The organism is Methylophilales bacterium, assembly GCA_019823025.1.
Classification (GTDB): domain Bacteria; phylum Pseudomonadota; class Gammaproteobacteria; order Burkholderiales; family Methylophilaceae; genus BACL14.
Window position 1 is genome coordinate 737,123 of sequence record CP081940.1, and the last position, 26,285, is coordinate 763,407.

The 26,285-nt window shown below is 31.7% G+C and carries 27 protein-coding genes; 14 read left to right on the forward strand and 13 right to left on the reverse strand.

The window, feature by feature from the left end:
* Nucleotide 1 precedes the first annotated feature (1 nt).
* Nucleotides 2-1,978, reverse strand: a complete 1,977-nt coding sequence (locus K6112_03990) for a cation:proton antiporter (protein ID QZP17197.1) — start codon at nucleotides 1,976-1,978, stop codon at nucleotides 2-4.
* Between the two features lie 87 nt (nucleotides 1,979-2,065).
* Between K6112_03990 and K6112_03995 the strand changes: the two genes are divergently transcribed.
* The 8 genes from K6112_03995 (at nucleotide 2,066) to xth (ending at nucleotide 9,373) form a co-directional block, all read left to right on the forward strand.
* On the forward strand, nucleotides 2,066-3,025 hold the full coding sequence (locus tag K6112_03995; GenBank protein QZP17198.1) for a KpsF/GutQ family sugar-phosphate isomerase: 960 nt from the start codon (nucleotides 2,066-2,068) through the stop codon (nucleotides 3,023-3,025).
* Nucleotides 3,026-3,032: 7 nt separating this feature from the next.
* A complete protein-coding gene (gene lptC, locus K6112_04000) occupies nucleotides 3,033-3,626 on the forward strand; it encodes an LPS export ABC transporter periplasmic protein LptC (protein ID QZP17199.1) in 594 nt (197 codons plus the stop codon).
* Nucleotides 3,626-4,141, forward strand: coding sequence for a lipopolysaccharide transport periplasmic protein LptA (lptA, locus tag K6112_04005; protein ID QZP18482.1), 516 nt, complete (start codon nucleotides 3,626-3,628; stop codon nucleotides 4,139-4,141). Before lptC ends, lptA begins: the two co-directional genes overlap by 1 nt.
* On the forward strand, nucleotides 4,141-4,863 hold the full coding sequence (lptB, locus tag K6112_04010; GenBank protein QZP17200.1) for an LPS export ABC transporter ATP-binding protein: 723 nt from the start codon (nucleotides 4,141-4,143) through the stop codon (nucleotides 4,861-4,863). Before lptA ends, lptB begins: the two co-directional genes overlap by 1 nt.
* 1 nt (nucleotide 4,864) lies before the next feature.
* Entirely contained in the window at nucleotides 4,865-6,172 is a 1,308-nt protein-coding gene (gene rpoN / locus K6112_04015; GenBank protein QZP17201.1) for an RNA polymerase factor sigma-54, read from the forward strand.
* Between the two features lie 9 nt (nucleotides 6,173-6,181).
* Nucleotides 6,182-6,514, forward strand: a complete 333-nt coding sequence (gene raiA, locus K6112_04020; GenBank protein ID QZP17202.1) for a ribosome-associated translation inhibitor RaiA — start codon at nucleotides 6,182-6,184, stop codon at nucleotides 6,512-6,514.
* Between the two features lie 64 nt (nucleotides 6,515-6,578).
* Nucleotides 6,579-8,591 (forward strand): M3 family metallopeptidase, encoded by a 2,013-nt coding sequence (locus tag K6112_04025; protein ID QZP17203.1) that lies wholly within the window; start codon nucleotides 6,579-6,581, stop codon nucleotides 8,589-8,591.
* Nucleotides 8,591-9,373, forward strand: a complete 783-nt coding sequence (gene xth, locus K6112_04030) for an exodeoxyribonuclease III (GenBank protein ID QZP17204.1) — start codon at nucleotides 8,591-8,593, stop codon at nucleotides 9,371-9,373. The genes K6112_04025 and xth overlap by 1 nt, the downstream gene beginning before the upstream one ends.
* Here the strand turns inward: xth and K6112_04035 are convergent.
* The 6 genes from K6112_04035 to def are packed head-to-tail and all read right to left on the reverse strand — an operon-like array spanning nucleotide 9,356 to nucleotide 15,993.
* Nucleotides 9,356-10,597: a response regulator gene (locus tag K6112_04035; protein QZP17205.1), complete on the reverse strand. Its 1,242-nt coding sequence runs from the start codon at nucleotides 10,595-10,597 to the stop codon at nucleotides 9,356-9,358. The genes xth and K6112_04035 overlap by 18 nt on opposite strands.
* A complete protein-coding gene (locus tag K6112_04040; protein QZP17206.1) occupies nucleotides 10,590-12,737 on the reverse strand; it encodes a HAMP domain-containing protein in 2,148 nt (715 codons plus the stop codon). Before K6112_04040 ends, K6112_04035 begins: the two co-directional genes overlap by 8 nt.
* Nucleotides 12,734-13,297, reverse strand: coding sequence for a DUF4390 domain-containing protein (locus K6112_04045; GenBank protein ID QZP17207.1), 564 nt, complete (start codon nucleotides 13,295-13,297; stop codon nucleotides 12,734-12,736). The genes K6112_04040 and K6112_04045 overlap by 4 nt, the downstream gene beginning before the upstream one ends.
* Complete coding sequence (gene rsmB, locus K6112_04050; protein ID QZP17208.1) at nucleotides 13,275-14,549, reverse strand: 16S rRNA (cytosine(967)-C(5))-methyltransferase RsmB; 1,275 nt, start codon at nucleotides 14,547-14,549, stop codon at nucleotides 13,275-13,277. Before rsmB ends, K6112_04045 begins: the two co-directional genes overlap by 23 nt.
* Nucleotides 14,546-15,502: a methionyl-tRNA formyltransferase gene (gene fmt, locus K6112_04055; protein ID QZP17209.1), complete on the reverse strand. Its 957-nt coding sequence runs from the start codon at nucleotides 15,500-15,502 to the stop codon at nucleotides 14,546-14,548. The genes rsmB and fmt overlap by 4 nt, the downstream gene beginning before the upstream one ends.
* Complete coding sequence (gene def, locus K6112_04060) at nucleotides 15,499-15,993, reverse strand: peptide deformylase (protein ID QZP17210.1); 495 nt, start codon at nucleotides 15,991-15,993, stop codon at nucleotides 15,499-15,501. The genes fmt and def overlap by 4 nt, the downstream gene beginning before the upstream one ends.
* 104 nt (nucleotides 15,994-16,097) lie before the next feature.
* Here def and K6112_04065 point away from each other — a divergent pair, with 104 nt between their 5' ends.
* Nucleotides 16,098-16,547, forward strand: a complete 450-nt coding sequence (locus K6112_04065; GenBank protein ID QZP17211.1) for a DUF494 domain-containing protein — start codon at nucleotides 16,098-16,100, stop codon at nucleotides 16,545-16,547.
* 3 nt (nucleotides 16,548-16,550) lie between these two features.
* Here the strand turns inward: K6112_04065 and metF are convergent, their stop codons facing one another.
* The 3 genes from metF to metK all read right to left on the reverse strand — a co-directional run bounded on the left by metF (nucleotide 16,551) and on the right by metK (nucleotide 20,157).
* A complete protein-coding gene (gene metF, locus K6112_04070) occupies nucleotides 16,551-17,381 on the reverse strand; it encodes a methylenetetrahydrofolate reductase [NAD(P)H] (GenBank protein ID QZP17212.1) in 831 nt (276 codons plus the stop codon).
* Between the two features lie 9 nt (nucleotides 17,382-17,390).
* Complete coding sequence (ahcY, locus tag K6112_04075) at nucleotides 17,391-18,806, reverse strand: adenosylhomocysteinase (GenBank protein ID QZP17213.1); 1,416 nt, start codon at nucleotides 18,804-18,806, stop codon at nucleotides 17,391-17,393.
* Between the two features lie 211 nt (nucleotides 18,807-19,017).
* Nucleotides 19,018-20,157: a methionine adenosyltransferase gene (metK, locus tag K6112_04080; protein QZP17214.1), complete on the reverse strand. Its 1,140-nt coding sequence runs from the start codon at nucleotides 20,155-20,157 to the stop codon at nucleotides 19,018-19,020.
* A 69-nt stretch (nucleotides 20,158-20,226) separates the two neighbouring features.
* On the opposite strand from metK, the gene dapF reads away from it, so the two are divergent.
* The 4 genes from dapF to K6112_04100 are packed head-to-tail and all read left to right on the forward strand — an operon-like array spanning nucleotide 20,227 to nucleotide 22,444.
* On the forward strand, nucleotides 20,227-21,012 hold the full coding sequence (gene dapF, locus K6112_04085; protein QZP17215.1) for a diaminopimelate epimerase: 786 nt from the start codon (nucleotides 20,227-20,229) through the stop codon (nucleotides 21,010-21,012).
* A 12-nt stretch (nucleotides 21,013-21,024) separates the two neighbouring features.
* Nucleotides 21,025-21,918, forward strand: coding sequence for a tyrosine recombinase XerC (gene xerC, locus K6112_04090; GenBank protein QZP17216.1), 894 nt, complete (start codon nucleotides 21,025-21,027; stop codon nucleotides 21,916-21,918).
* Nucleotides 21,919-21,965: 47 nt separating this feature from the next.
* Entirely contained in the window at nucleotides 21,966-22,157 is a 192-nt protein-coding gene (locus K6112_04095; protein ID QZP17217.1) for a hypothetical protein, read from the forward strand.
* 2 nt (nucleotides 22,158-22,159) lie between these two features.
* Nucleotides 22,160-22,444 carry a cell division protein ZapA gene (locus tag K6112_04100; GenBank protein QZP17218.1) on the forward strand — a complete coding sequence of 95 codons (285 nt, stop codon included), beginning with the start codon at nucleotides 22,160-22,162 and terminating at the stop codon, nucleotides 22,442-22,444.
* A 197-nt stretch (nucleotides 22,445-22,641) separates the two neighbouring features.
* Here K6112_04100 and K6112_04105 read toward each other — a convergent pair whose 3' ends face one another.
* Complete coding sequence (locus K6112_04105) at nucleotides 22,642-23,004, reverse strand: DUF2237 domain-containing protein (GenBank protein ID QZP18483.1); 363 nt, start codon at nucleotides 23,002-23,004, stop codon at nucleotides 22,642-22,644.
* 68 nt (nucleotides 23,005-23,072) lie between these two features.
* Between K6112_04105 and K6112_04110 the strand changes: the two genes are divergently transcribed.
* Nucleotides 23,073-23,540, forward strand: a complete 468-nt coding sequence (locus K6112_04110) for an EVE domain-containing protein (protein ID QZP17219.1) — start codon at nucleotides 23,073-23,075, stop codon at nucleotides 23,538-23,540.
* On the opposite strand, the gene K6112_04115 is transcribed toward K6112_04110, so the two are convergent.
* Together K6112_04115 and ilvA are read right to left on the reverse strand one after the other, a co-directional pair.
* Nucleotides 23,533-24,624, reverse strand: a complete 1,092-nt coding sequence (locus tag K6112_04115) for a beta-propeller fold lactonase family protein (protein QZP17220.1) — start codon at nucleotides 24,622-24,624, stop codon at nucleotides 23,533-23,535. The genes K6112_04110 and K6112_04115 overlap by 8 nt on opposite strands.
* A 69-nt stretch (nucleotides 24,625-24,693) precedes the next feature.
* Nucleotides 24,694-26,214: a threonine ammonia-lyase, biosynthetic gene (gene ilvA / locus K6112_04120; protein ID QZP17221.1), complete on the reverse strand. Its 1,521-nt coding sequence runs from the start codon at nucleotides 26,212-26,214 to the stop codon at nucleotides 24,694-24,696.
* Between the last annotated feature and the right edge of the window lie 71 nt (nucleotides 26,215-26,285).

Here is a 26,285-nt window from a genome sequence, read left to right on the forward strand (position 1 = left end):
ACTATTCTCCATTAATGGTATATTTTTCAAATAAATTTAAGTTTTCTTGAGTGCCTATAATTACTAATATATCTCCGGCGGTTAACACAATATCTGGCCTTGGTTCTATATTTTCCAACATATTAGGTCTTCTTATATATTGGATTTCAACATCAAAATTCTTCAAAGATAAGTTTGAAATTGAATTATTACAAATAGAAAAATATTCTTTTATTTCTACTGAGTGAAGTTGAGGTAAGTCATGACTAGAAGCCTCCTGGTCAACATCTGTTGCCCCAGCAAAATACCCCCTAAACATTTTATATCTTTCACTTCTAAAGATTCTGATTTTTTTAATTACATTGCTTAGGGGTATTCCAAGAAGAACAAGGGCATGTGACGCTAACATTAAACTACCTTCTTGTACCTCAGGAACTACATCTGTAGCTCCTGCATTTTGCAATTTATCTACAGACGATTCATCTTTAGCTCTAACAATTACCGGTAAAATGGGAAAAGACTCTCTAATAACGTTAAGCACTTTTTCTGTTGACCTATCATCTGTATATGCAACGATTACTGCCTTTGCTCTTTCAATTCCAGCAGCTCTGAGAACGATCCTTCTGCTGGCATCTCCATACATAACATTTTCACCAGCTATAGAGGCATCACTTACTCTATTTAAATCCATATCGATAGCGATAAAGCTAATATTTTCTTCTTTTAAAAATCTTCCAAGATATTGTCCACTTCTCCCATAACCACATAAAATCACATGGTCTGAATAATCATGTCCTACCCCTTCAATTTGCTTTACAAGAGTTTCTGATTTTTTTGAATATCCTTTTGCAATCCATCTAGCAATTCGACCATTTAATGGAATTAATATTGGGGCTATCAGCATAGACAATAAACATACAGATAATATAATTTGAAATATATCTCCAGTAATAATTGCATTTTTTTGGCCTAGCGCTAAAATCACAAAACCAAATTCCCCCGCCTGAGATAAAATAATCCCTGTTCTGATACCTACACCAAGCTCATACTTAAACATCGTTGTTAAAGCGGTGATTAGAATAATTTTAAAAACTGTAAAAGTTAAAAACAATAAAATAATTAGCGAGAAATTATCTTTGAATATCGCGATATTTAACATCATGCCAACACTTATGAAAAATAAGCCTAATAAAATATTTCTAAATGAAGTAATGTCAGATTCTACCTGGTGTCTATATCGAGTTTCGGAGATAATCATACCTGCAAGAAATGCCCCTAACGCATAAGATAAACCAGCCAATTTAGTGACATAAGAAAAAATAAGAGTAATCATTAAAACATTTAAAACGAATAATTCTCTCGATTTATTTTTTGCAACAATATCAAACCAATAGTTCATCACTGGTTTACCAGCCTTAAATACAATAAATAATAAAAAAACAATTTTTAATAATGCAAAGAAAATTAATTTAAATAAATCTGCCTCTAAATTATTAAATACAGGGATCAATATCAAAACAAATATCACTGCTATATCCTGGAACAATAGAATTCCAATAGATAGTCTTCCATGTCGGCTATTTAAATCTGATCTCTCAATTAAAATCTTTGATACTATGGCTGTAGATGACATCGTAAGCGCTGCACCAATAATAAATGCTGAAGGTAGCTGCAATCCAAAAAATACACCACACATTATGACAACGAGAAGTGTTATTAAGACTTGGGACCCACCTAAGCCGAATAATATATTTCTCATTGCATTTAACTTAGGTAAACTAAATTCCAAACCAATTGTAAACATTAAAAATACAATGCCAAATTCAACAAAATGGCGACTTGATTCAGAATCTGGAAGAATTCCTAAGGCATTAGGGCCAAGAATAAGCCCTACAGCAAAATACGCGATCATTGGGGGTAATGATAAATATTTAAAAAGTGCCACTAAGAACACAGAGCTTACTAATAATAAAATTATTAACTGAAGAGATTCAAACATAAACTATAAAGCCTTTTTTTATATTCTTTATTCTACTATCAAACCACACTATACTTATGTAATTGTAATTAAAATTTAGTTGGAGTTATGTCGTCAAAAAGAATCAAGCTTGCTCAGGATGTTTTAAATATTGAAGCAAATGAGATATTAAAAGCGAGTGACAAAATATCAAAAGAATTTTCTGATGCGGTGGAATGCATTTTGCGCTGTGAAGGAAGAGTTATTTTAAGTGGTATTGGAAAATCAGGTCATATTGCTGGAAAAATAGCTTCTACTCTTTCAAGTACAGGAACTCCATCCTTCTTTATGCATCCTGGTGAAGCTAGCCATGGTGACCTAGGTATGATTACAGAGAAAGATGTTGTTATCTTTCTTTCTAATTCAGGAGAAAGCCAAGAACTCATTCTTCTAGTCCCACTTATTAAGAGGATAGGTGCAAAAATAATTAGTATTACCGGCGATACTAACTCTACTCTATTTACAGAAAGTAATATTCATATTAATTCCTCAGTTAAAAAAGAAGCATGCCCCCTGGGACTTGCTCCAACAGCTAGTTCGTCATTAATGTTAGCATTAGGTGATGCGCTGGCAGTCTGTGTTCTTAATGAAAGGGATTTTGGTTCGGAGGATTTTGCAAGATCGCACCCTGGTGGCTCACTTGGTAAGATTGTTCACATTAAAGATATTATGATTAATTTAGGATCAACACCAAAGATTAATCATGAAGCTACCATTAAAGATGCAATAGAGGAAATTACAAATAAAAAATTAGGTTTTACAGCTATTGTTGATAAGAAAAATGTACCAAAAGGAATATTCACTGATGGTGATTTAAGAAGATCACTTTTAAGTGGTGTTAGTCTTAATACACCTATTTCTGATGTAATGAAAAACTCTCCCATTACATTGAATGGAAAACAAATGGCGATAGAAGCACTCAAAATAATGGAGAAAGAAAAAATTTCATCTTTTTTAATCACTGATACAAATAATTCTTTAGTTGGCTCCCTAACACTGCAAAGCCTTTTTAAGGCTAAAATTCTATAGTTATTTTATGAATTTACTTTCAACGGCTTTTGCTTTTATTTTTATAGCTATTGTTGCATTAGCATCTTTTTGGCTTAAAGAAGAGGTTATAAATGAATATAAAAACTTTACGCTAAGTAAAAATAGTGGACCATCATTCTTCCTTAAAGATTTTGATTCAACTAAAACGGATGAAGATGGGAATTTACAATCTTCCCTTCAAGCTGATTATATGAAACATTTTAAAGAAGAAGATAAAACTTCCTTATTTAAACCTTTCTATACAAAATATAAAAATAAGAAAAAACATTCGACTATTTATAGCGATTTAGGTGAGATCAGCAAGAAGGGTGAGGAAATAACCCTTAAAGAAAATGCTATTCTTATAAGGCTTCCTACAAAAACAAAAAAGACTTTGAAACTCTATACTCATGAACTAAATATATATTCAGAATTAGATGTTGTCACAAGCCAAAAAGCTGTAAAAATGATTCAAGAACCAAATATTGAAATAGATGGAGTTGGAATGAAGTATGATAATAAAGAAGGCATTTTGAAACTTTTAAGCAATGTTAAAGTACGCTATGAAAAACCAACAGGTGATGAGAGATTCAAAGATTGATTACAAAAAATAAATATATATATTATATTTTCGTAATATCAATTTTATTCTGTCAATTTGCTATTTCAGAAGAGGCGGATAGTGATAAACCTATTGAAATTGAAGCTGATACAATGACAGTAGAAGAAACTAAAAATACAAGTACTTATGAAGGGGACGTAATTCTAACTCAAGGATCACTATTAATAAATGCAGACAAACTTATTATTAGAGAGGATAGACAGGGTTTTCAACATAGCACCTCCATTGGTAACCCAACAACTTTTAGACAAAAAATGGAAGGTTCTGATGAATATATTGAAGGCAAGGCGCTTCGTATTGAGTACGATGGTCATATGGATAAAATTCACTTATACGAAAAAGCCTTTGTAAAGAGAGGTGATGACGAGGTATGGGGAGATTACATAATGTATGATGCCACTAGTGAATTTGCACAAGCACTCTCAAGAAAAGATGAGGGTGGTTCAGAGACAAAAAAAGGGCGCACAAAAGCAATAATAAAGCCTAAAAAATAATGTCTACTTTAACAATTCAAAACTTAAGAAAAAGCTATAAAAAAAATATTGTTGTAAAAAATGTTTCATTAAAAATAGCGAGTGGACAGATAGTAGGCTTACTAGGTCCCAACGGAGCAGGAAAAACAACAACTTTTTATATGATTGTCGGTTTAATAGCAGCTGATCATGGCAATATTTTATTAGATCAGAAAAATTTAACAAAAACTCCCATTCACATTAGAGCAAAACAAGGTATCTCATATTTACCACAAGAACCATCAATTTTCCGAAAGATGGATGTTAGTGAAAATATCATTAGCATTTTAGAGCTTCGAAATTTAAGTAAGCATCAAATTAAATTAGAGCTAGAAAACCTTTTGAAAGAATTAAATATTCAACACATTAAAAATAATACCGCTATTAGCCTTTCGGGTGGAGAGAGGAGAAGGGTTGAAATAGCAAGATGTCTGGCTAATAAACCAAAATTTATTCTTCTTGATGAACCTTTTGCCGGAATTGATCCTATTGCCGTCATTGATATTCAAAAAATTATCAAACTACTCGCCTCTAATGGAATTGGCATCTTAATTACTGACCATAGTGTTAGAGAAACTTTAGGTATCTGTGATCAAGCATATATTGTTAACCAAGGTGAAATTTTTGCACAAGGCACACCTAAGGTTATTGCTCAAAACCAGAATGTCAAAGATATATATTTAGGCGAGAACTTTATACTTTAAAATGAAGTTAGGTTTAAATTTAAGATTATCACAATCTATAAAATTAACTCCCTTGCTACAGCAATCAATAAAGCTTCTTCATGCATCACAATCAGAACTAAATGACCTGATTGAGGAATATCTATCAGATAATATTTTCCTTAAAGTAAAAGATACAACTTTATTATCTAATCAAAGTTCAAAATCTAAGTATTCATCCGATGAAAATTATTATGATATTTTAAATAATGAAGAAATAAACCAAACTCTAAGAGAATATTTAGTTGAGAATATTGCTATTTTTAACTTTAGCGAGGAGGACCAATTAACTCTGTCTTACTTAATAGATTCAATTGATGAAAATGGATATTTAATTGACTCTACAGAAGATATTAGAAACTCAATCCCTATTAAACAAAAACCAGCAATACATCGAGTCGAGGAGTTATTAAAAATAATACAAAATTCAACACACCCTGGTATTGGTGCAAGAAATCTAACAGAATGTTTAACTATTCAATTAAAACTTATCAATAATCAAGAAAAGATTTGTAATCTTGCTGAGAAATTAATAAAAAATCACTTAAGCGTCCTGGGAAACAAAAATTATGAGGAATTAAAAAAGAATTTAAAATGTAATGAAATAGAACTTGCGGATGTTGTCTCCTTAATTAAAAATTTAAATCCAAAACCTGGGCTAATCTTTCAAAAAACTGATCGAACATCATATATAGCAGCGGATGTTTTTGTTAAAAAAGAGGGTAGTCAGTGGATAACAACTTTGAATGAAGATAATCATATTAAACTGAAATTAGAAGAAAATTATCAAGATTTATTGAGTAATTCTCTTGAAAATGATTTGAAAGAAAAATTTCAAGAAGCAAAATGGTTGATAAAAAATTTAAATGAAAGGTCGATTTCAATTTTAAGAGTTTCCAGAGCAATTATGCAAAATCAGATTAACTTTTTAGAACATGGAGAGTCTGGCATCAAACCTTTAACATTAAAGAAAATTGCATCTGATCTTGAATTGCATGAATCAACTATTTCGAGAATCTCTTCAAATAAGTTTATTGCCACACCACATGGAATATTCGAAATAAAGTTTTTCTTTAACACATTGGTTGGAAATGAAACACCAGATGTTTCATCAAGATCACTTCTTAGTAAGATAAATACCCTAATTAGCAAAGAGAATCCCAAAAAGCCTTATTCAGATTCTGCGATATGTAAGATTCTAAACGACGATGGAATAGAAATAGCCAGAAGAACGGTTGCAAAGTACCGTATCAAATTAAAAATCTTACCCTCTTACCAAAGAAAAGTATAAAATATTTGTATGAAAATAAACATAATAGGACATCATCTTGAGATTACCGATGGCTTAAAAGATCATATCGGGAAAAAACTAAAAAAAATAGAGGGACATTCTCAAGAAATTTCAGAAATTAAAATTATATTGAGTGTTGATAATATCACTCATAATGCTGAGGGTAATATTTACCTTCACAAGACTGATCTACATGCTAAATGTTCTAGTTCTGATATGTATCAATCAATTGATTTATTAGTTAGCAAACTCGGCAAACAAATAATTAAGCATAAAGACAAAATTAAGAGCCATCAATTTCACAAGAATTTCAAAAGAACTGATTTTTCAGCTGAAAATTAATTTAATTTGAATTTTTTTTGTTTAATAAAGCCACAGTGTTTTAATTTCAAGTTTTCTATTTAATATGAACCCATTTTTAGTAAGAGATAAATTGCCGGATTTTTTTAACGTAAAACCTAAACATGTGATTCCTGCAATAAATAAAGTAATTAACGAAAATATCAAAGTTGTTTCAAAAATAGAATCTATGAGCGAATCACCCAATTGGATGAACTTTGTTGCGCCCTTAGAGATATGCAGTGAGAGACTTAACAGGGTCTGGTCTTACATTAATCATATTAACGCAGTTAAAAGCTCAACATCATATAGGAAAGTCTACAACCAAGCGCTTGCCAAAGTTACTGAATATTCTACTCATTTAGGTCAAAGCCGCATTCTTTATAATAAGTATAAAAATATACTTCAAAATAATAATCAATTATCAAATTCACAGAAAAAACTTATTAAGAATGAAATTATATCTTTTGAGCTTTCTGGTGTTGCTTTAGAAAAAAAACAAAAGGCAAGATTTAAAGCAATTCAAAGCAAACTATCAAAGCTATCATCTTCTTTTGATGAAAATATCTTAGATTCTATGAATAATTTTAAATTAGTTATTTCAGATAAAAATTTATTAAAAGGAATTCCAGATCATGTTGTTAAATCTGCACATTTAAAAGCTAAAGCTAAAAAAAAGGAGGGTTTTTTATTTACCATTGACTTCCCAAGCTATTTACCAATCATGCAATATGCAGATAACCGCAAACTAAGAAAAGATATTTATACCGCATATAATACAAAAGCTTCTTCATTGATGGATAGTAAGTTTGATAATACAAAAAATATAAATCATATACTCAAACTTAAATACGAGATGTCAAAGTTACTTGGCTACTCAGATATCTCGTCAATGCTCTTAAAAACTAAGATGGCTAAATCTCCGGAAGAGGTTATATCTTTCTTATCAAAACTTACAAAAAAAGCAACGAAATCGGCCTTAGCTGATATTGATGATATTTATGATATCGCAAAAGAATTTAATATTGCTAAAGTAATGCCGTGGGATATACCTTATCTTTCTGAAAAACTAAAAAAGAAAAAATTCAGTATTACTGATGAAGAAATTAAACAATATTTTTCTGTTAATAACGTATTGCAGGGGCTTTTTAATATTTGCAAAAAGATTTATGGTTTAAATATTAATGAAACAAAAGCATCTACATGGCATGAAGATGTTAAATTTTTTGAAATATTTAATAAGGAGAAGCAGTTAGTAGGGAAATTCTATTTAGATCTATATGCGAGAAAAGAGAAACGTGGCGGTGCCTGGATGGATGAAGCAATTTCTAAATATAAATTTATGAATGAAGAAGAAAGCCCCGTTGCCTATCTGACTTGTAATTTTACTCCTCCATTAAATGGTAAAGCATACTTAACACATGATGAGGTAATCACTTTATTTCACGAATTTGGACATGGACTTCATCATCTTCTAACTGAAGTGACAGAATATTCTATTTCAGGAATAAAGGGAGTAGAGTGGGATGCAGTTGAACTACCCAGTCAGTTTATGGAAAATTATTGCTGGGAATGGTCTGTCATAAGAGATATGTCGTATAACAAAAAAACTAATACCTATATGCCTAAAAAGCTCTTTAATAATTTGTTAGAGTCGAAGAATTTCCAATCAGGTTTACAAACATTGAGGCAAGTTGAATTTGCATTATTTGATATTAAACTTCACACAGAATATTCACCAAAGAATAGAAGTTTTATGAAGATTCTGAAAAATGTTAGAGCTCAAGTTTCAGTTATAAATACACCTACGTGGAACAAATTCCCCCATAGCTTTAGTCATATTTTTTCAGGAGGATATGCTTCAGCCTACTATAGCTATAAATGGGCCGAAGTGCTTTCTGCTGATGCCTATAGCTTATTTGAAGAAATCGGAATTTTATCAAAAACAGCAGGTAATAAATTTAAAAAAGAAATTCTCTCTAAAGGAGGGTCTAGAACTGCAATGGAATCTTTTATTGCTTTTAGGGGAAGAAAACCAAAAATAAATGCTTTGCTAACCCATAATGGACTAACAAATTAATGAAGATAGCATCGTGGAATGTAAATTCATTAAAAGTTAGACTTCCTCAAGTTTTAGATTGGATAAATTTGAATCAACCTGATGTTCTTTGTTTACAAGAAACAAAGCAAAATAATGATAATTTTCCGCATGATGTTTTTGAACAGGAAGGTCTCTTCTCATATCATAACGGACAAAATACCTATAATGGTGTTGCAATAATAAGCAATAAAGAATTAATTGACGTTCAATTTGATATTCCTAATTTCTATGATGAACAAAAAAGATTAATATCTGGAATATATCCTAATGATGAAGATCCTAAGTTTCGCGTTATATCTGCTTACGTCCCTAACGGACAGTCACTTAACTCAGATAAATTTGAGTATAAAATTAATTGGCTCAAATCATTTATTAGTTCTTTACAAAAAAAAATTGATGGAGTTGAAAATATTATTACTGGAGATTTTAATATTGCGCCAACAAAGCTAGATTGTTATGAGTCAAAATCATGGGATGGAAAAATTTTGGTATCGCCTCAAGAGCGAAAATATTTTGATAAATTACTTAATCTAGGATTCATTGACACATTTAGAGAGATGAATCCTAATGCAAAAGAATTCTCCTGGTGGGACTATAGAATACCTTTTAAACGAAACTTGGGAATGCGTATTGATCATATCCTTTTATCAAAAAACCTATTAACTTTTTTAAAAAAAGCCTACATTGATAAAACGACGCGCACTTTTGAACGACCATCAGATCATGTTCCAGTAGTTATTGAATTAAGCCTTAATCCCTAATTGTTTAAGTTTTCTATAAAGGTGTGTTCTTTCTACTCCTGTTTTTTTGGATAATTCAGTAATAGACTTATTTTGACTAAGGTGATGTTTTAGATACATAGTTTCAAACAAATCTCTTGATTCTTTAAGGGGTTTTTCATATAAAAAATCTATTTTTATTTCATCATTACTATTTTGATCAATAGGTGAATTATGTTTATCAAAGTGAGTATCAACATCATCTTTATCAATGAGTTCAGTATCTGATGTCTTAATTAGTGATACGATAGTTTTATCAAGCTGATCTAAACTTTCTATTCCAACTTTATTTCTTAATGTGTTTAAAGCCGAAATATCAAGAATCTTAAAAGAAATATTAGGATTTTTATTTAAATGAAATGTAAGCAATGCATTAGATAAATCAGGGATTAAATCTCTATCATTAGATATTTTTGGTGGCTCAAAGATAGCAAACTTATTTTCATTTTCATTTTCAAAAAAGCTGTCAAGTGTAGCTCTTTCTTTTTCTAAAAAAATGATCTTTATTTTATTCGCAATTAACTCATTAAATATTTTTTTACTATCCTTATACTTTATTGCCCCATCAAGGCAATTTTCGAACAATATAAATTTTAATCCTGATGTTTGAATCATATTTAATAAATTATTATTTATATTAGAAACTCTCTTAACTAAATAGTAATCAGTAGTAAATAACATAGATATAAAAATTTCAATAAAATTAGTTTTATTACCTACAAAAGAAACCAAATCAATCTTCTTAAGTCGATTAATTTCAACTTGAATATCTTTTACAAACTTTAGATTACATTCATCAAAAAAAGTCTTATCAATCTTTTTTAACTCAACTGAATTTTTAAGAGCACTTGAAATAGTCTTAAGAAGTTTTTGCAAGGATATAGGTTTTTCTAAGAAATCTGTTGCTCCGATTTTTGTAGCCTCAATCGCCGTATCTATGGTTCCATGTCCAGACATCATAACAACTGGACAATTTATTTCATTATTCGATGCCCATTCTTTAAGTAAGGAAAGGCCATCAATATCTGGCATCCAAATATCAAGTAAGATTAAGTCAAAAGTTTGGGCTAATTTTATTTTTTTTGCCTCCAATGCATTTTCAGCCAAGTAAACTTCATACCCCTCGTCAGTTAAAATATCATTTAGTGAATCTCTTATATCTTTTTCATCGTCAACTATAAGAAGTCTAACTTTTATCTTAGCCATTTTTAATCTCCATCAGAGGAAGAGTGATTAATATGCATACTCCGTTTGGTTTAGTATTATTTATTTCTATATTGCCAGAATGTTCTTCGATTATTTTATTTACAATTGCCAATCCAAGACCTGTTCCTGTTTTTTTAGATGTGACATATGGCTCATAAATTTTATCAATTATTTCCTTTGGTATGCCTATCCCATTATCTTTAAATTTAAGTTTGATAAAATCTTTATTGTATTTTACTGTAGTAATTATTTCGGGATTCTTTATATTTTCAGTTGCTGCTTTCGAATTATCAAAAATATTTATTAATACCTGCCTAAATTTATTTTCGTCAATTTTTATTTCTTTAATTTTTTTAGGATAATTTTTTTTTATTTCAATATTCTGACCAGAGTATAAATAAGAAATTTCATCTATAAGCTCTGTAATATTAACAGCCTTTCTTACAATGCTCGGAGTGCGAGAATATTCGGTAAATTCATTAACCATTAACTTTAAAGCATCTACCTGTTTAATTATTGTATTGGTTGATTTATTTAATAATTCTTTATCAGCCTCATTTAACTTATCTATAATTTTATTTTGAACTCTTTCAGCTGATAGCTGAATCGGAGTTAAAGGGTTCTTAATTTCATGTGCTAATCTTCTTGCAATCTCACTCCAGGCAATTTGCCTCTGAGCTTTGGCCACTGTTGAAATATCTTCTAATACAAGAATATAGGAAATACCCGAGCCTTCACGTAATGCTGAAAGTTTTAAGATTAAAGTTTTTTTATCTTCCTGCGTGCCTATAACAATTTCTTTTGATGTATCTTTAGACTTATTTTTTTTTCCTAATGATTCTTCAATGAAAGAATTCACCATTTGAAATTTCTGCATATCTCTAATTGCATTTTTTAAATTCTCACCAACCATATTTGATAATTTAAAATTCAGTAACTTAGCTGCCGACTTGTTATACAATTTTATATTGATATTTTTATCAATAACTACAATTGAGGTTGCTAAATTTGTAAGAGTGGCATCTAAAAATGCTCTTGCCTCCTCTAAGCGCTTTCTATTTTTTTTTGAATTCTTTGTGGCAGTGTCTAATTGATATGTCATCGAGTTAAACGATTTGACCAATGTTCCCAACTCATCCTTACCTACCTCTGGTATTATTTTTTTATAATTTCCCTTTGCTATTTGATTTGTTGCTTCGGATAGTAGTGATAGTGGCCTTGTAAATCTTCTACTTAAAACAAATGAAATTGCAACCGAAGTTAAAATTGCTAACATGAGAACGATTGTTAATGTTAACGTGTAAATAATTTTTAATGAGTTTCGACTATATCTAAGTTGCTGATACTCTTCAAATACTGACTCGACTGAAATTGCCATATTTGATATGGACTCAGGAACCGGTTGAGACAACATTAATATTTCCTCTAAACCAATCAAATCTATTTTTTGATTTGTATCGTTATAAAAAATTGGGATAAATGCTTTAAGAATTAGGTTCTTATTTTTTGTTTCTTCTATTCTTCCAAAATATCCATTCATTACTCTTCTTATATCCTCGAGACTTATAGTTGACGACCTTATAGTTGGATTAGTTTCTGATATTGCAGATATACTTCCATCATTTTTATATAAAACCGCGCTTGATATACTAAATTTTTCTCTTAAATCAATTAAGATGTCTTCTCTTTTTTCATATGGGTTGTTTGCAATTGCATATGCAATGCTTTTCCCCTTCAATTCAATGTCATCTATTAAAATGTCTATTGTATTTTGCCCAAGATTTAAACCACCTTCGAGGGCTGACTCAACACGAACGTCAAACCATGACTCAATAGATTTTGTTAGAAAATTTACGGATACCAAATATACAATTGACACAGGAACAAGAACCATCAATCCAAATGAAATGACTAATCGTAATGTTAATTTGCTACCAGTAATTTCTTTTCTTACACTTTGGAGTAATTTGAAGACTTGGAAAATGATAAGAAGAAATAGACAAACAACAAAGGATGAAGAAATTACCAGTAAAATTATAAAAGTATCATTTGATACTAAGTCAGTATTCGATAATGACTGTGCTAAAAGAATTAAAAAACCTAATCCAATGACAGCTACTGATGTAATTAGGTACTTCATAATTTATTCATATCAAAAATTATTGTGTTAGACCCTGCATCCCATGACTTATTAAATATGTCTGCCTGAATTGCTTTAGGTAATCTTTTTTTATCAAGCTCTACCCATATTTTTAATTTTGTATTATCAAGGTGACTATTTTTTTTTATTATAATTTCTTTGTCACTTAGTAAATTTTTAATAGCTTCTTGTTCATCTTCAAAAATTTTTTTGTTTCCATTTATATCAATAACCTCAAAAACTTTTCTTAGTGAAAAATATTTAATTTGGTATACAAAATTATTCTGATTTATTACCTTATCAAACCAATACTTTTTTTCTTTGATTAAGTCAATTTTTAGATTAAAGACAATTGGAATACCTCTCTCAAGAAGCTCTATAATTTTTGACGATAATTGCGAGCTTTGCTGCAGATCAATAACAATATTTTCTTGGTTATTTTCTAGCTTAATTTGACTTATACTAATTTTATTTTCTCTGTTTGCAAGTGATATGCTCAGATTAAAGATAAGGATAAAAAAAAGTAATAAATTTAAATTATTTTTTCTGAAATAGTACATAAAATAATCCGTCATGAATTAGTGAGGGTAATAACTGATTATCATCTACATTCACGTTTTTTGGAAATTTAATTTTAATTTCTACTGCAGTTTTCTCTTCTTTTAAAAATCTATTTATTACTGATCTATTCTCTATCTCAAATATTGAGCAGGTAACATACAGGAGTTTTCCTAAAGGCTTTAACATCTCCCATGATGCTCTTAATAATTGAAGCTGCTTTTCGTGGAAATAATCTAAATCATCACGCCTTCTTAACCATTTTATATCTATATGTCTCCTTACTATTCCAGATGCAGAACATGGTGCATCTAATAAAATTCTATCAAATAATTTTTTGTCCCACCATGCGTTGCCAGCTTTAATTTCAGAATTAATTACTTTAAAAGTATGCCCAAGCCTTTTTTGGTTTTCATTAATTTTTTTCACTCTTTGTTTGTCGGCCTCTACTGCTGTCAATTTAATTTCTTCTATCTCATTCATGTGACAAGCTTTACCCCCTGGAGCTGCGCAAGCATCTAAAACATTATAATTTTTCTTTAAATCTAGTAAATGTGTCGCGAGTTGAGCTCCATAATCTTGTATTGAAACCTCCCCTTCTTTAAAACCTGTTAAAGAATCTATTGGCATTGGTTTTTTTATTAATATTGCTTCCATGCCTAAATATAGGTGCTCAATATTATGGTTTTCTAATTTTTTAATGTAGTTGCTTATACTTCCTTTTTTTATATTTACTCTAATAATAAGAGGTGGATGTGAGTTTCCTATATCAAGAATATTATTCCAGTAATTTGGATATTCATTTTTTATCAGATTTATCCACCATATAGGATAACTATATTTTGCTTCATCAATCTTTTCAGCTTTTTCTAGGATACTTTCCTTTTCTCTAAGAAAGGTTCTAAGCACACCATTTATGAATCTAGTATGACTTTTATTTATCTTGTTTGATGCTGAAACAGCTTGGTCTACAACTGTATATGAATTTGATCGATTAAAAATGAGTTGGAATAGTGCGATATGGAGCAATGTTAAAATTAACGGATTAGAAGGTGTTCTTTTAACTAATTTGTTGATAACAAATTTTGTTTTCCCATAGGAGCGAAGGGTACCAAAAACGAGATCTTTTATCTGAGAAATATCTTTCGGATTAATTTTATTTTCTTTTGAATGTTTATGAAAAACTTTATTTAAATTCTTGCCCTCTATTACATCCATTACTATTCCTGCGGCAGTAAGTTGAGCTTCTTTCACTGATTAGATGAATTAATTTTCATGACTTGATGCCCTTTTACAAAATCTGAGGATATCATTGTTTTCTTTCCTTCAAGTCGAACTTCGTCTAATTTTAGTATTCCTGAAGTAAGCTTTAATAATAAGTCTTCTCCATGTAGGAATAATCTACCTATAGCTAAATTTTTCTTAATTTCTTTATTATAAATTGTCGCTTTAACAATCTTCAAACTCTTTCCTTCAAAATTAATATTAACCATTGGGAATGGATTAAATGCCCTAATCTTTTGACATAAAACTTCAGGGGAATTATTAAAATCAGCGATAGCCTCTAATTTATTTATTTTTTTTGCATAAGTAACATTCTCTTCATTTTGTTTTTCTAGCTTGATTACTTTTCCTCTTTCAATATTACTTAATAAAGTAGTGATCAATGATGATCCTATGTCTGATAATTTTTTAGATAAAGAATCAGTCGTATCTTCTCCAGAAATAGATACTTTTTCTTTCATAACCATAGGCCCCGCATCAAGTTTATTGACAATCTTCATAATTGTAATCCCCGTTTCTTTATCTCCTGCCTCTATGGCTCTATGAATCGGTGCAGCTCCTCGCCACCTAGGTAACAGGGAAGCATGAATATTATATATATGCCCATTAAATGCATTTAAAATTTCGTCTGGAATAATTAAGCCATAGGCTACGACAATTAAAATATCTGCTTTTTTTGAAATGATTTTATTTATGGCCTCCTTATTATTTCTTAAAACTTCAGGTTGATAAAGAGGTACGTCAAGCTCAATTGATTTTTGCTTCACAGGGCTTTTTTTAATATTCATACCCCTACCTGACTTTCTATCAGGCTGCGTCAAAACCAATTTTATTTCAAAACCAGCTAAATTGATTTTTTCTAATGCTGGTACAGCAAATTCTGGAGTTCCAGCAAAAATAATACTTATTTTTTTTATGCTCATTTACTCATCTTATATAATTTTTTCTTTATTCTACTTTTCTTTAAATTTGACAAGTAATCAACAAATACCTTTCCCTCCAGATGATCCATTTCATGTTGAATACAAACAGCTAACAAGCCTTCGGCATCTAATTCGAATCTTTTAGCATTTTCATCTAATGCAGATACTTTGATCAATTCAGCCCTTTCAACTTTTTCGAAAATTTCAGGTACAGACAAGCAACCTTCTTGACTAATTTTCTCTCCCTTTTTTTCAAGCAGAACTGGGTTTATTAACACTAGTAAATCATCCTTATCTTCAGATATATCAATGACGATAATTCTCTGATGAACATCTACTTGCGTTGCTGCCAAACCTATTCCTGGTGCTTCATACATCGTTTTAGCCATTGCTGAGATTAATGTTTTAATTTTGCTATCAACAATCTTTACCTCACTGGCAACCTTGTATAACCTTGGATCAGGGTATTTTAGAATATTTAATGTTGTCATTTTATATTTCTGTAAAAAAAATTTGAATTAATTGCTTTAGTTACATATCTGATATTATATCAATAAGGATTTATATTCTTTAACCAAACTTTAGGGCATATAAAATGTTAGATCTACTCATTTATTTATTCGAAAATTACATCAGTACAAAACCTAAATTAAATATGAATGATATTACAGTTGAGCTTGAAGAAGCAGGCTTTAATGACAAAGATATTTCATCTGCGTTTGATTGGTTTAATCATTTGGAAAAAATTAGTAATGGTTTTGAGCTAACAAATAAAGACAGCTTAAGAGTTTTATCAAAAAAAGAATATGAGAAAATTTCTAATGAGGCTTTTACCTTTCTAACGTTTTTACTCAACGCAAAAATTCTTAATTCAACAGAATTTGAAGTAATTTTAGATCAAATTATGATTTTAAATCAAAAATCTATCAACATTGATGAAATGAGATGGATTGTTATGATGACATTATGGAAAAGTGGGAAAGAAAATAGCTATCTATTTGTCGAAGACTCACTATTTCAAAATAAACGCACCGAGCTTCATTAATACTTAAGATATATTTTTTACTATCTTTGACAATGTCTTTGAATAGTTTAATGAATAAAAATGTATGCTTGGGACGCCATATTGAATCAATGTTTCAGATAGTTCACTTATAAAATCTACGCCAAACTCTCTTAGTGAATCTAAATCGTCTGAATAATCTTCTAGTTTAAATTTTAACCATCTTGGTATTTCAGCTCCACAATTATTTGCGAACCTAATAAGTTGTTTACTGTTATAAATTGGCATAATCCCTGGGACAATCGGGATATTTATTGAATTCTTCTGACATTCATCAACGAATTTGAAATATGCATCAACATTATAAAAAAACTGAGTTATTGCTGAATCTGCGCCTGCTTCAACTTTATTTTTAAAGTTTATAAAATCTTGTTTTGCAGTTTCTGATTCGGGATGAACCTCTGGATAAGCGCCCACATCAATTTTAAAAGTATTTCCCATTTCTGACTTAATAAAATTGACTAATTCATTTGCATAATTAAGTTCGCCAAAATTTATGCTACCCGAAGGGTTGTCACCTCGGAGAGCCACTAAATGATTTATTTTATTCGACTTATATTTATCTAATAACTCTTTAATTTCAGCTTTTGATGATGAGATACATGAAATGTGTGGTGTTGCATTAAAGCCTGACTTTTTAAGATCTATAACAGTATCTAAAGTTTTTTCTTTAGTTGAACCTCCTGCACCAAAAGTGACTGAAAAAAATTCAGGGCTACATACATTAAGTTCTTTAGCTGTTTGCATCAATTTATTAGCCCCCTCTTGAGTTTGAGGAGGATAAAATTCAAAGCTAAATGTTGTATTTCGAGCCATTAAATTATCTTAATATCGATAAGTGTCTGGTTTAAAAGGGCCCGTAACGTCAACATCAATATACTTTGCCTGTTCAGGTGTAAGCTTTGTTAACTCAGCATTTAAGTTTTTTAATTGAAGAACCGCTACTTTTTCATCCAAATGCTTAGGTAATGTGTAAACACCCAGAGGATATTTTTCTGGCTGAGTAAATAATTCAATCTGAGCAATGGTTTGATTAGCAAATGATGAACCCATAACATAACTTGGGTGCCCTGTCCCACAACCTAGATTAACTAATCGACCTTGAGCAAGGAGGATTATTCTTTTTTTATCTGGGAAGATAATATGATCAACTTGCGGTTTAATTTCCTCCCACTCGTAATTTGATAATGATTCAACATCAATTTCGTTATCAAAGTGTCCAATATTACAAACTATCGCTTGATCTTTCATTTTCTTCATGTGCTCATGTGTGATCACATGGTAATTTCCTGTTGCACTCACAAAAATATCTGCATGTTCAGCAGCATAATCCATCGTAACAACTCGATATCCTTCCATTGCCGCCTGTAAGGCGCAAATAGGATCAATTTCTGTTACCCATACTTGTGCAGATAGTGCCCTTAGCGCTTGAGCAGAACCCTTACCGACATCTCCATAACCAGCAACGACTGCAATTTTTCCTGCCACCATAACGTCAGTAGCTCTTTTAATTGCATCAACTAATGATTCACGACAGCCATAAAGATTATCAAATTTCGATTTAGTAACTGAGTCGTTTACATTAATTGCAGGAAAACTTAACTCGTCATCCCGGAACATTTGATAAAGCCTCATGACTCCAGTTGTAGTTTCCTCAGTAACTCCCTTAATGTGACCAATTCTTTCTGAATACCATGTGGGATTTGTTTTTAATTTTCCTTTTATCGCCGAGAACAAACATATTTCTTCTTCAGAGGTTGGATTATTTAGCACTGAAATATCTTTTTCAGCCTTAACGCCTAAATGAAGCAGAAGAGTAGCATCACCACCATCATCTAAAATCATATTGGAAAATTTTCTATCTTCCCATTCAAAAATGCGATGTGTAAATTCCCAATATTCATCGAGACTTTCGCCTTTAAAAGCAAAAACAGGCGTTCCACCTTCTGCAATCGCAGCCGCAGCATGATCTTGAGTTGAATATATGTTGCATGATGCCCATCTAACTTCTGCACCTAATGCAATAAGCGTTTCGATAAGAACAGCTGTTTGAATTGTCATGTGTAAGGAACCACTAATTAGCGCACCTTTTAAAGGCTGGCTTGCCGCATATTCATCCCTAATCGCTGTTAAACCTGGCATTTCTGTTTCGGCAATTGCAATTTCTTGCCTTCCAAACTTAGCTAGCTTGATATCTGATATTACGTAATCTTTGATTTTAGCTTCAGTCACTGTATTCATTTTATTTTCCTCTAAATAAATAATTGTGACCAGTTGGGGATTTTGTTCACCTATTATCCCGTTCTGGTACGGTAAATGGTGAACGTCGTTACAAATTTATCATTTGTAATCCAAGCCTGGGATTGAATAATCTCGCAACGTTCCTTGGAAAAGCGATATTAATTCATAATTAGCACTAAATCAAGACTTTATGAATTATTTTTCATTTAGGTTAAATCTTTTTATCGATCTTTTCCCATGAAAATTCGGGTTCTGTTCTGCCAAAATGGCCATAAGCGGCCGTTTTTCTATAAATGGGCCTTAGAAGATCAAGCATATTCACAATACCTTTTGGTCGAAGGTCGAAATTTTCCATAACAATTTTTGAAAGCTCTTCATCAGATAGTTTTGCTGTACCAAAACTATCGACCATGATTGATGTTGGTTTAGCAACACCAATAGCATATGAAACCTGAACTAAACATTTATCAGCTAAGCCAGAAGCAACGATATTTTTTGCAACATATCTTGCAGCATAAGCTGCTGATCGATCGACTTTTGTTGGATCTTTTCCTGAAAATGCTCCTCCACCATGCGGCGCAGCACCTCCATAAGTATCAACTATAATTTTTCTACCCGTCAGTCCGCAATCACCCTGAGGTCCACCAATAACAAATCTACCTGTAGGGTTGATTAAATAATTAATTTCTCCTTTAATGAGATCTTTAGGGAGTACTGGTTTTATAATTTCTTCAATTACCGCTTCCCTTAAGTCCTTTAAAGGAATTTCTGGTGCATGTTGTGTTGATAGCACAATCGTATCTATTCTCTCTGGTTTTCCATCTTTATATTGCATCGTTACTTGTGATTTAGCATCTGGTCTTAACCAACTTAAAATACCTTTTTTCCTTATAAAAGACTGGCTCTCTACTAAGCGATGTGCGAGATGAATAGGCAGTGGCATAAACTGATCAGACTCGTTGCTTGCAAAACCAAACATCAGACCTTGATCGCCAGCACCTTGATCCAATGGATCATCAAATGCTCCATCTACACCTTGAGCAATATCAGGCGATTGAATACCATACTTTATTTGCACTTCACAAGTTTTATAATCGATTCCATAATCGATATTATTATAGCCAATGAATTCAAGAGTATCTCGGGCAACTTGCTCATAATCGACTTTTGCTGTTGTTGTAATTTCTCCACCAAGCACAACCAAATTTGTACTTGTAAGCGTTTCCGCTGCTACTCTAGCAACAGGGTCTTGTTCTAAAATTGCATCTAAAATAGCATCAGATATTAAATCAGCAACTTTATCAGGATGACCTTCCGAAACAGATTCAGATGTAAAAAGATACTTTTTCATTAGAATGATTTTATGTATGTAAACTTTAAAAAGAGCTAGAATACCAAAAAGACTTTCAAAAAGATACCAATGAAATTTACAAAAATGCAAGGTACAGGAAATGACTTTATAGTTGTTGACCAGATTGATGAGCAATTTAACTTATCAAAATCATTAATTAGAAAGCTATCTGACAGATACTTTGGAATTGGATTTGACCAACTACTTATAATTGAAAAAAGTGATTTCCATGATGCTGATTTTAAATATCGTATCTTTAATTCTGATGGAGGTGAGGTTGAGCAATGTGGTAATGGTGCGCGTTGTTTTTATAAATATATAAAATATTATGGATTATCTGCTAATTCAACAATAAAAGTTGAGACGCTGTCAGGCATCACATCACTTTCACAAGATAATGAAGGTTTAGTTAAAGTTGATATGGGATTACCTGATATCAGAACAACAATTAATAGGCATGGAGTTAATTATGATCATGTCTTAATTGGCAATCCCCATGCTGTCATAAATTTGGCAGATAATAATATTTCAGAAAAAGATTATCAAGATGTTGCTAATGATATCCAAAGCACTTGGAAGGATGGAATTAATGTAGGCTTTATGTCTATCATAGATAAAAACTCAATAAAGCTTAGGGTTTTCGAAAGGGGTAGTGGCTTCACTATGGCCTGTGGATCTGGTGCTTGTGCTGCTTCCGCTGTTGCTATTTCAAAAAATAAATTAGAGATGCCTATCACTGTAAACATGGATGGTGGAGTGGTTCAGATTGATTGGGATATGAAAAATACAATGACTTTAAGTGGTTCAGCTGAAATAAGCTTCGAAGGAGAAGTCAACCTAAATGCATATGCTTAAATTTATAAGACTATGGATGATATAAAACTCCTTCAAGCTTATAAAGATTTCATATCATTCGAAAGAAGATTAAGTGATCACACAGTTAAAAACTACTTTAGAGATATCGATATGTTGATTCAACATAATAAAGGCATATCACTTGAGGAATTAAAATCAAATAATATTAGAAATAGCATTGCATCACTTCATGCAAGAGGGCTCAGTAGTAATTCATTATCAAGAATTCTATCGTCCTGGAAAGGTCTATTTGTTTTCCTGGTTGATCAATATCATTTTAAGCATAATCCCGTTTTGGAAATTAAAGCGCCTAAAAAAATTAAAAAATTACCTCAGACACTTTCTGTCGACCAAACTATAAAGTTAGTCAATATTGCTGGGGATGATTTTATTTCTTTGAGAGATCATGCCATTTTAGAGCTGTTTTATTCTTCAGGATTAAGGCTATCTGAATTGGTTAACTTAAAGATAGAGGATATAAATTTTTCGGATGAGATTATTTCGGTTTTAGGGAAAGGTAAGAAGGTGCGTATTGTCCCTATAGGTAAAGAAGCCATACAAGCTCTCAGAAAATGGATTAAAAGTAGATCTCAACTTAAAAACGTAGCTAATAATTCAGTTCTTTTTTTAACTACCCAAACAAAACAGCTCACTCAAAGGGCAGTTCAATATCGTTTAAAATTTTGGGCAAAAAAACAGGGAATATCTGAAAATATTCATCCACATTTACTTCGACATAGTTTTGCCTCACATTTATTACAATCAAGCCAAGATTTAAGAGCTGTTCAGGAGTTATTAGGTCACGAAAATATTAGTTCAACGCAAATTTATACTCACTTAGATTTTCAGCATTTAGCAAAAACCTATGACCAAGCACACCCACGTGCAAAAAAAAATAAAAAGTGACCGAAGTTTTCATTGATAGCTCTTATGAATTAAATTATAGTTAAAAGATGGATGAAGAAATTAAAGCACTTGAAGCTAAGTTAACTGAATTAGTCAATGCAGTCAGCTCACTTAGGCATGAAAATAATGAAATCAAGCCCTCTGTTGAAAAATTACAGGAGGAAAATAGAATTTTAAAATCCAAAATTAACGAAGCCACTATGAAAATTGAAAATCTTCTTGGACAACTTCCAAGCTAATTATGAAACAAGTCGAAATCAAATTATTGGGTCGAGATTTTACGATTGCATGCCCTGAAGAAGAGGAAGCCAACCTTCAGAAATCAATTAATTATTTAGCTAATAAAATTGATGAAGTTCAAAAATCAGGCAATATCATTGGCGTAGATAAAACTATTATTATGGCAGCTTTAAATATTACACATGAATTTTTGAACCATGATGTAACTTCAAGCGTCCATATTGTAGATTATAAAAAAAAGATAACGAACTTAACTTCATTAGTTGATCAAGCATTAGAAAGTTAAATATTTTTTTTGATGTTGCTTAGATTATTTATTCCTTGAACTAGTCTATAGCATCGGTTTTAGTCAATCAGAATGTGGTGTGATCACACACGATTGGGTTACCTTTTAAGGGCTCTTGGCGTGTGAACCTAAAGCTTCTTAGTCTATTACCACCTGAACCCTTGGTTCTGGATGCTAATCTAGGCAGCATCAAAAAATCATAATTTCGCATGATATTTTAGGTCACTTAACTCCATCACATCCAAAGCTTTTTCGTTAGTGGCTTCTAGTATAACCGCTGGTGCACTTCCAGCATCGGCAGATTCAAGCCATCTACTTGCACATAAACACCATCTATCTCCAGCTTTTAAGCCAGGGAAATTAAATTCTGGCCTAGGAGTTATTAGGTCATTTCCTTTTTCTTTTGAAAATTGTAAAAACTCGTCAGTCATCTCAGCGCATAAAGTATGTTGTCCACTATCAGTCTCACAGTGGGTGCAACTCCCGTCCCTAAAATAACCTGTAAGCGGTTCTAAACTGCAAACTTCTAATTTTTTCCCCAAAACATTTTTTTTTACCATCATTTTATCTCTTGTATTAAAATCTAATTAACAATAACAAGAAATTAAAAATTTAGGAACAATTTAGTATGCGCTACTGGTTAATGAAATCAGAACCTTCAGTTTTTACTGTAGAAGATTTAGAAAAAAGTCCTCATCAAACTGTCAAGTGGATTCCAACGAAGGGAATAAGAAACTACCAGGCTAGAAATTTTATGAGAGATGATATGTCTTTGGGTGATCTTGCTTTTTTTTACCAATCAAACTGTGATACGCCAGGCATAGTTGGAATAATGAAGATTTCTAAACTTGCTTACCCTGATCCTCTTCAATTTATTGAAGGGCATAAATATTTTGATCCTAAATCATCAATGGATAAACCAAGATGGTTAAATGTAGACGTCACTTTAGTAAAAAAAGTACCTCTTATTGAGCTTAAGCATTTAAGAGAATTTTCTGAACTTGAAAGTATGTTGATACTAAGAAAGGGCAACCGACTTTCGATTACCCCTGTATCAGAAAATGAATGGGAATTTATAAATAAGCAAATTAATTAGGTTGATCTAAACTTCCAATTGATTTTGGGTAAGTCACTATTCCCCATGGGATACCAGCTACTGGTATTCTTTTTTTAATTTTAAGGCTTCCTGAATCAATAACTAAAACTTCATCGGACCTTCCGCAAGCTAGCAATATATCTTTAGCATCTGGTGTAAATGTAAAATGCCAACATCTTCTACCATCTGTTCTCACTCTATCAATCTTCTCAAATGTCTTGCCGTCATAAACCTCTAAAGTACTTCTTTTTTTATAGCCGCCACTTGCAGCAACATATAACTTATCGCCACTATGATTAAAGCTTACACCGTAGGGTGAATTACCCGTGTGCATATCACCTTCATCAACATCATGTTTAGTATCAACCGTTTTAATGTAATCAAAATTCTTATCTAAGACGATAAAATTGTTACTGTGTTCTAAAGTAGCAATATAAAATTGACCATTTGGTGAAATTTTTATTCCTCTGGGTCTTAGACCATAATCTGAAGCATCAACTGTCTTTACGATGTCTCCTGAATCAAAATCATGAATAGTGACAGTATTATCAGCTTCATTAGTCACTATTACTTTTGAACCGTCTTCACTAAACTCGATACCTTCAGTTTCAGGTCCGGCAGTAATCTCTCTTACTTTTTTATTTTTATCTAAATCAACAACGGCAACTTTTGCTGGTGTTCTATCATCATCGTCATCGTCATCTTCTTCATGTTTCATATCCCCTTTTGCAGGTGGCTTGCCTGTTGAAGAAGGTTCTGTAGAAACAAATATTTGATTTTTATATACTCGTACAAATTCAGGGTTGATCCCTACATCAATATTTATTACTTCCTTCGTATCATAATTAATCTTTGATAAGTTAGCATCAGCTTTATTGGCTGTAATTAAATGTTTACCGTCATCCGTAACACCTATACCCCTTGGATAGCCTGCACCTACATCTATTTGCTCAGCTACTTCCATTGAATTTAAATCAATGACAGTGATACCCCCCTCTTGTGATGTGATGAATGCCTTTCCTCTGTCAGCCTCGCCACAACCTGCTAACAGTATTACTAAAAAAAATAATTTAACGTATTTCATAACTTCCTCATATTGATGTAATTTTTGTAAATAATATATACCCAGAATAATCTTACAACCTGAAAATCATTAAAAGTGATTTTTTCCTAAAAATATTTTATAAGCTTCATTATTGGTTTCATTAATATAGGTATAACCGAGTTTTTCTAAAAATTCTAAAAATTCCTCTTTGCTTTCTTTATCAACCTGCATACCCACTAACACTCTTCCAATATCGGAACCATGGTTTCTGTAATGAAATAAACTTATATTCCAATGGCCCATATGTTCAAGAAAATTTAATAGTGCACCCGGTTTTTCAGGAAATTCAAATCTATAAATGACCTCATTTTTAGCTTCTGGAGCATGGCCCCCAACTAAATGTCTTAAATGAAGTTTTGCTACTTCATTATGTGTCAAATCAATTGGATCAAGTGAAGCTTTTTTAAGCTTCTCCATCAGCAACTCAGACTCATCAAAATTTTGAACTCCAATACCAACAAAAATATTAGCACTTGATTCACTTGAGTATCGATAGTTGAATTCGGTAATATTTCGTTTGCCTATTAAGCTACAAAAATCTTTAAAAGCGCCTGGTTTCTCAGGAATTGTGACTGCAAAAATTGATTCTCTTTCTTCACCAATCTCTGCCCTTTCAGAAACAAAACCCAAACGATCAAAATTCATATTTGCCCCAGAAGCGGTCGCAACAAAAGTTTTTGAATCCACATTATTTTTTTTAATATATGACTTTACCCCTGCGACTGCTAGGGCACCTGCAGGCTCTAAAATAGACCTTGTATCCTCAAATACATCTTTAATTGCTGCACATATTTCATCATTGTCAACAACAATCATCTCATCAACATACTGCTGACAAATCTTAAAGGAAAGTTCTCCAACTTGCTTTAGCGCTGCCCCTTCTGCGAATAAACTTACTGAATCTAAAACAACTCTCTTATTTGCCTTTAAAGATTGTGTCATCGCGTCCGCACCTTGTGCTTCCACTCCGATTATTTTTATTTCAGGTTTGACAGCTTTTATATAAGCAGCGATGCCTGAAATTAAACCTCCGCCGCCTACACAACAAAAAATAGCGTCGATTGGTCGAGAGTAATCTTCTAAAATTTCTTTGGCTATCGTTCCTTGTCCGGTAATAACTTCTTCATCATCAAATGGATGAACAAATATTGAGCCTTCTTTTTTTTGAATAACTAAAGCGCGGTCAAAGCACTCATGAAGTGTTTCCCCATGAAGAACTACTTTCGCCCCATGCGACTCAACCGCATTAATTTTTATGGTTGGTGTTGTTTTTGGCATCACTATAGTTGCCTTACACTCTAATATTTTTGCTGCTAACGCAACACCTTGAGCATGATTTCCTGCTGAACAAGCAATCACCCCATTTTTAAGATTCTCATCGCTTAAGTTTTTCATTTTATTGTAAGCGCCACGAATTTTAAAAGAAAAAACAGGCTGAAGGTCTTCACGCTTCAATAAAATATTATTTTTGAATCTTTTTGATAAATTTATTTGCTTTTCAAGAGGTGTCCTCAAGGCTGCATCATAAACATTTGCATTATCAATACTGTCTTTAAACTTATTTTTCATAACTTATAGTAATACTCAATAAACACTTCAACGTGTATCATATAACCATAATTTACGTTTAAAACAAAGGA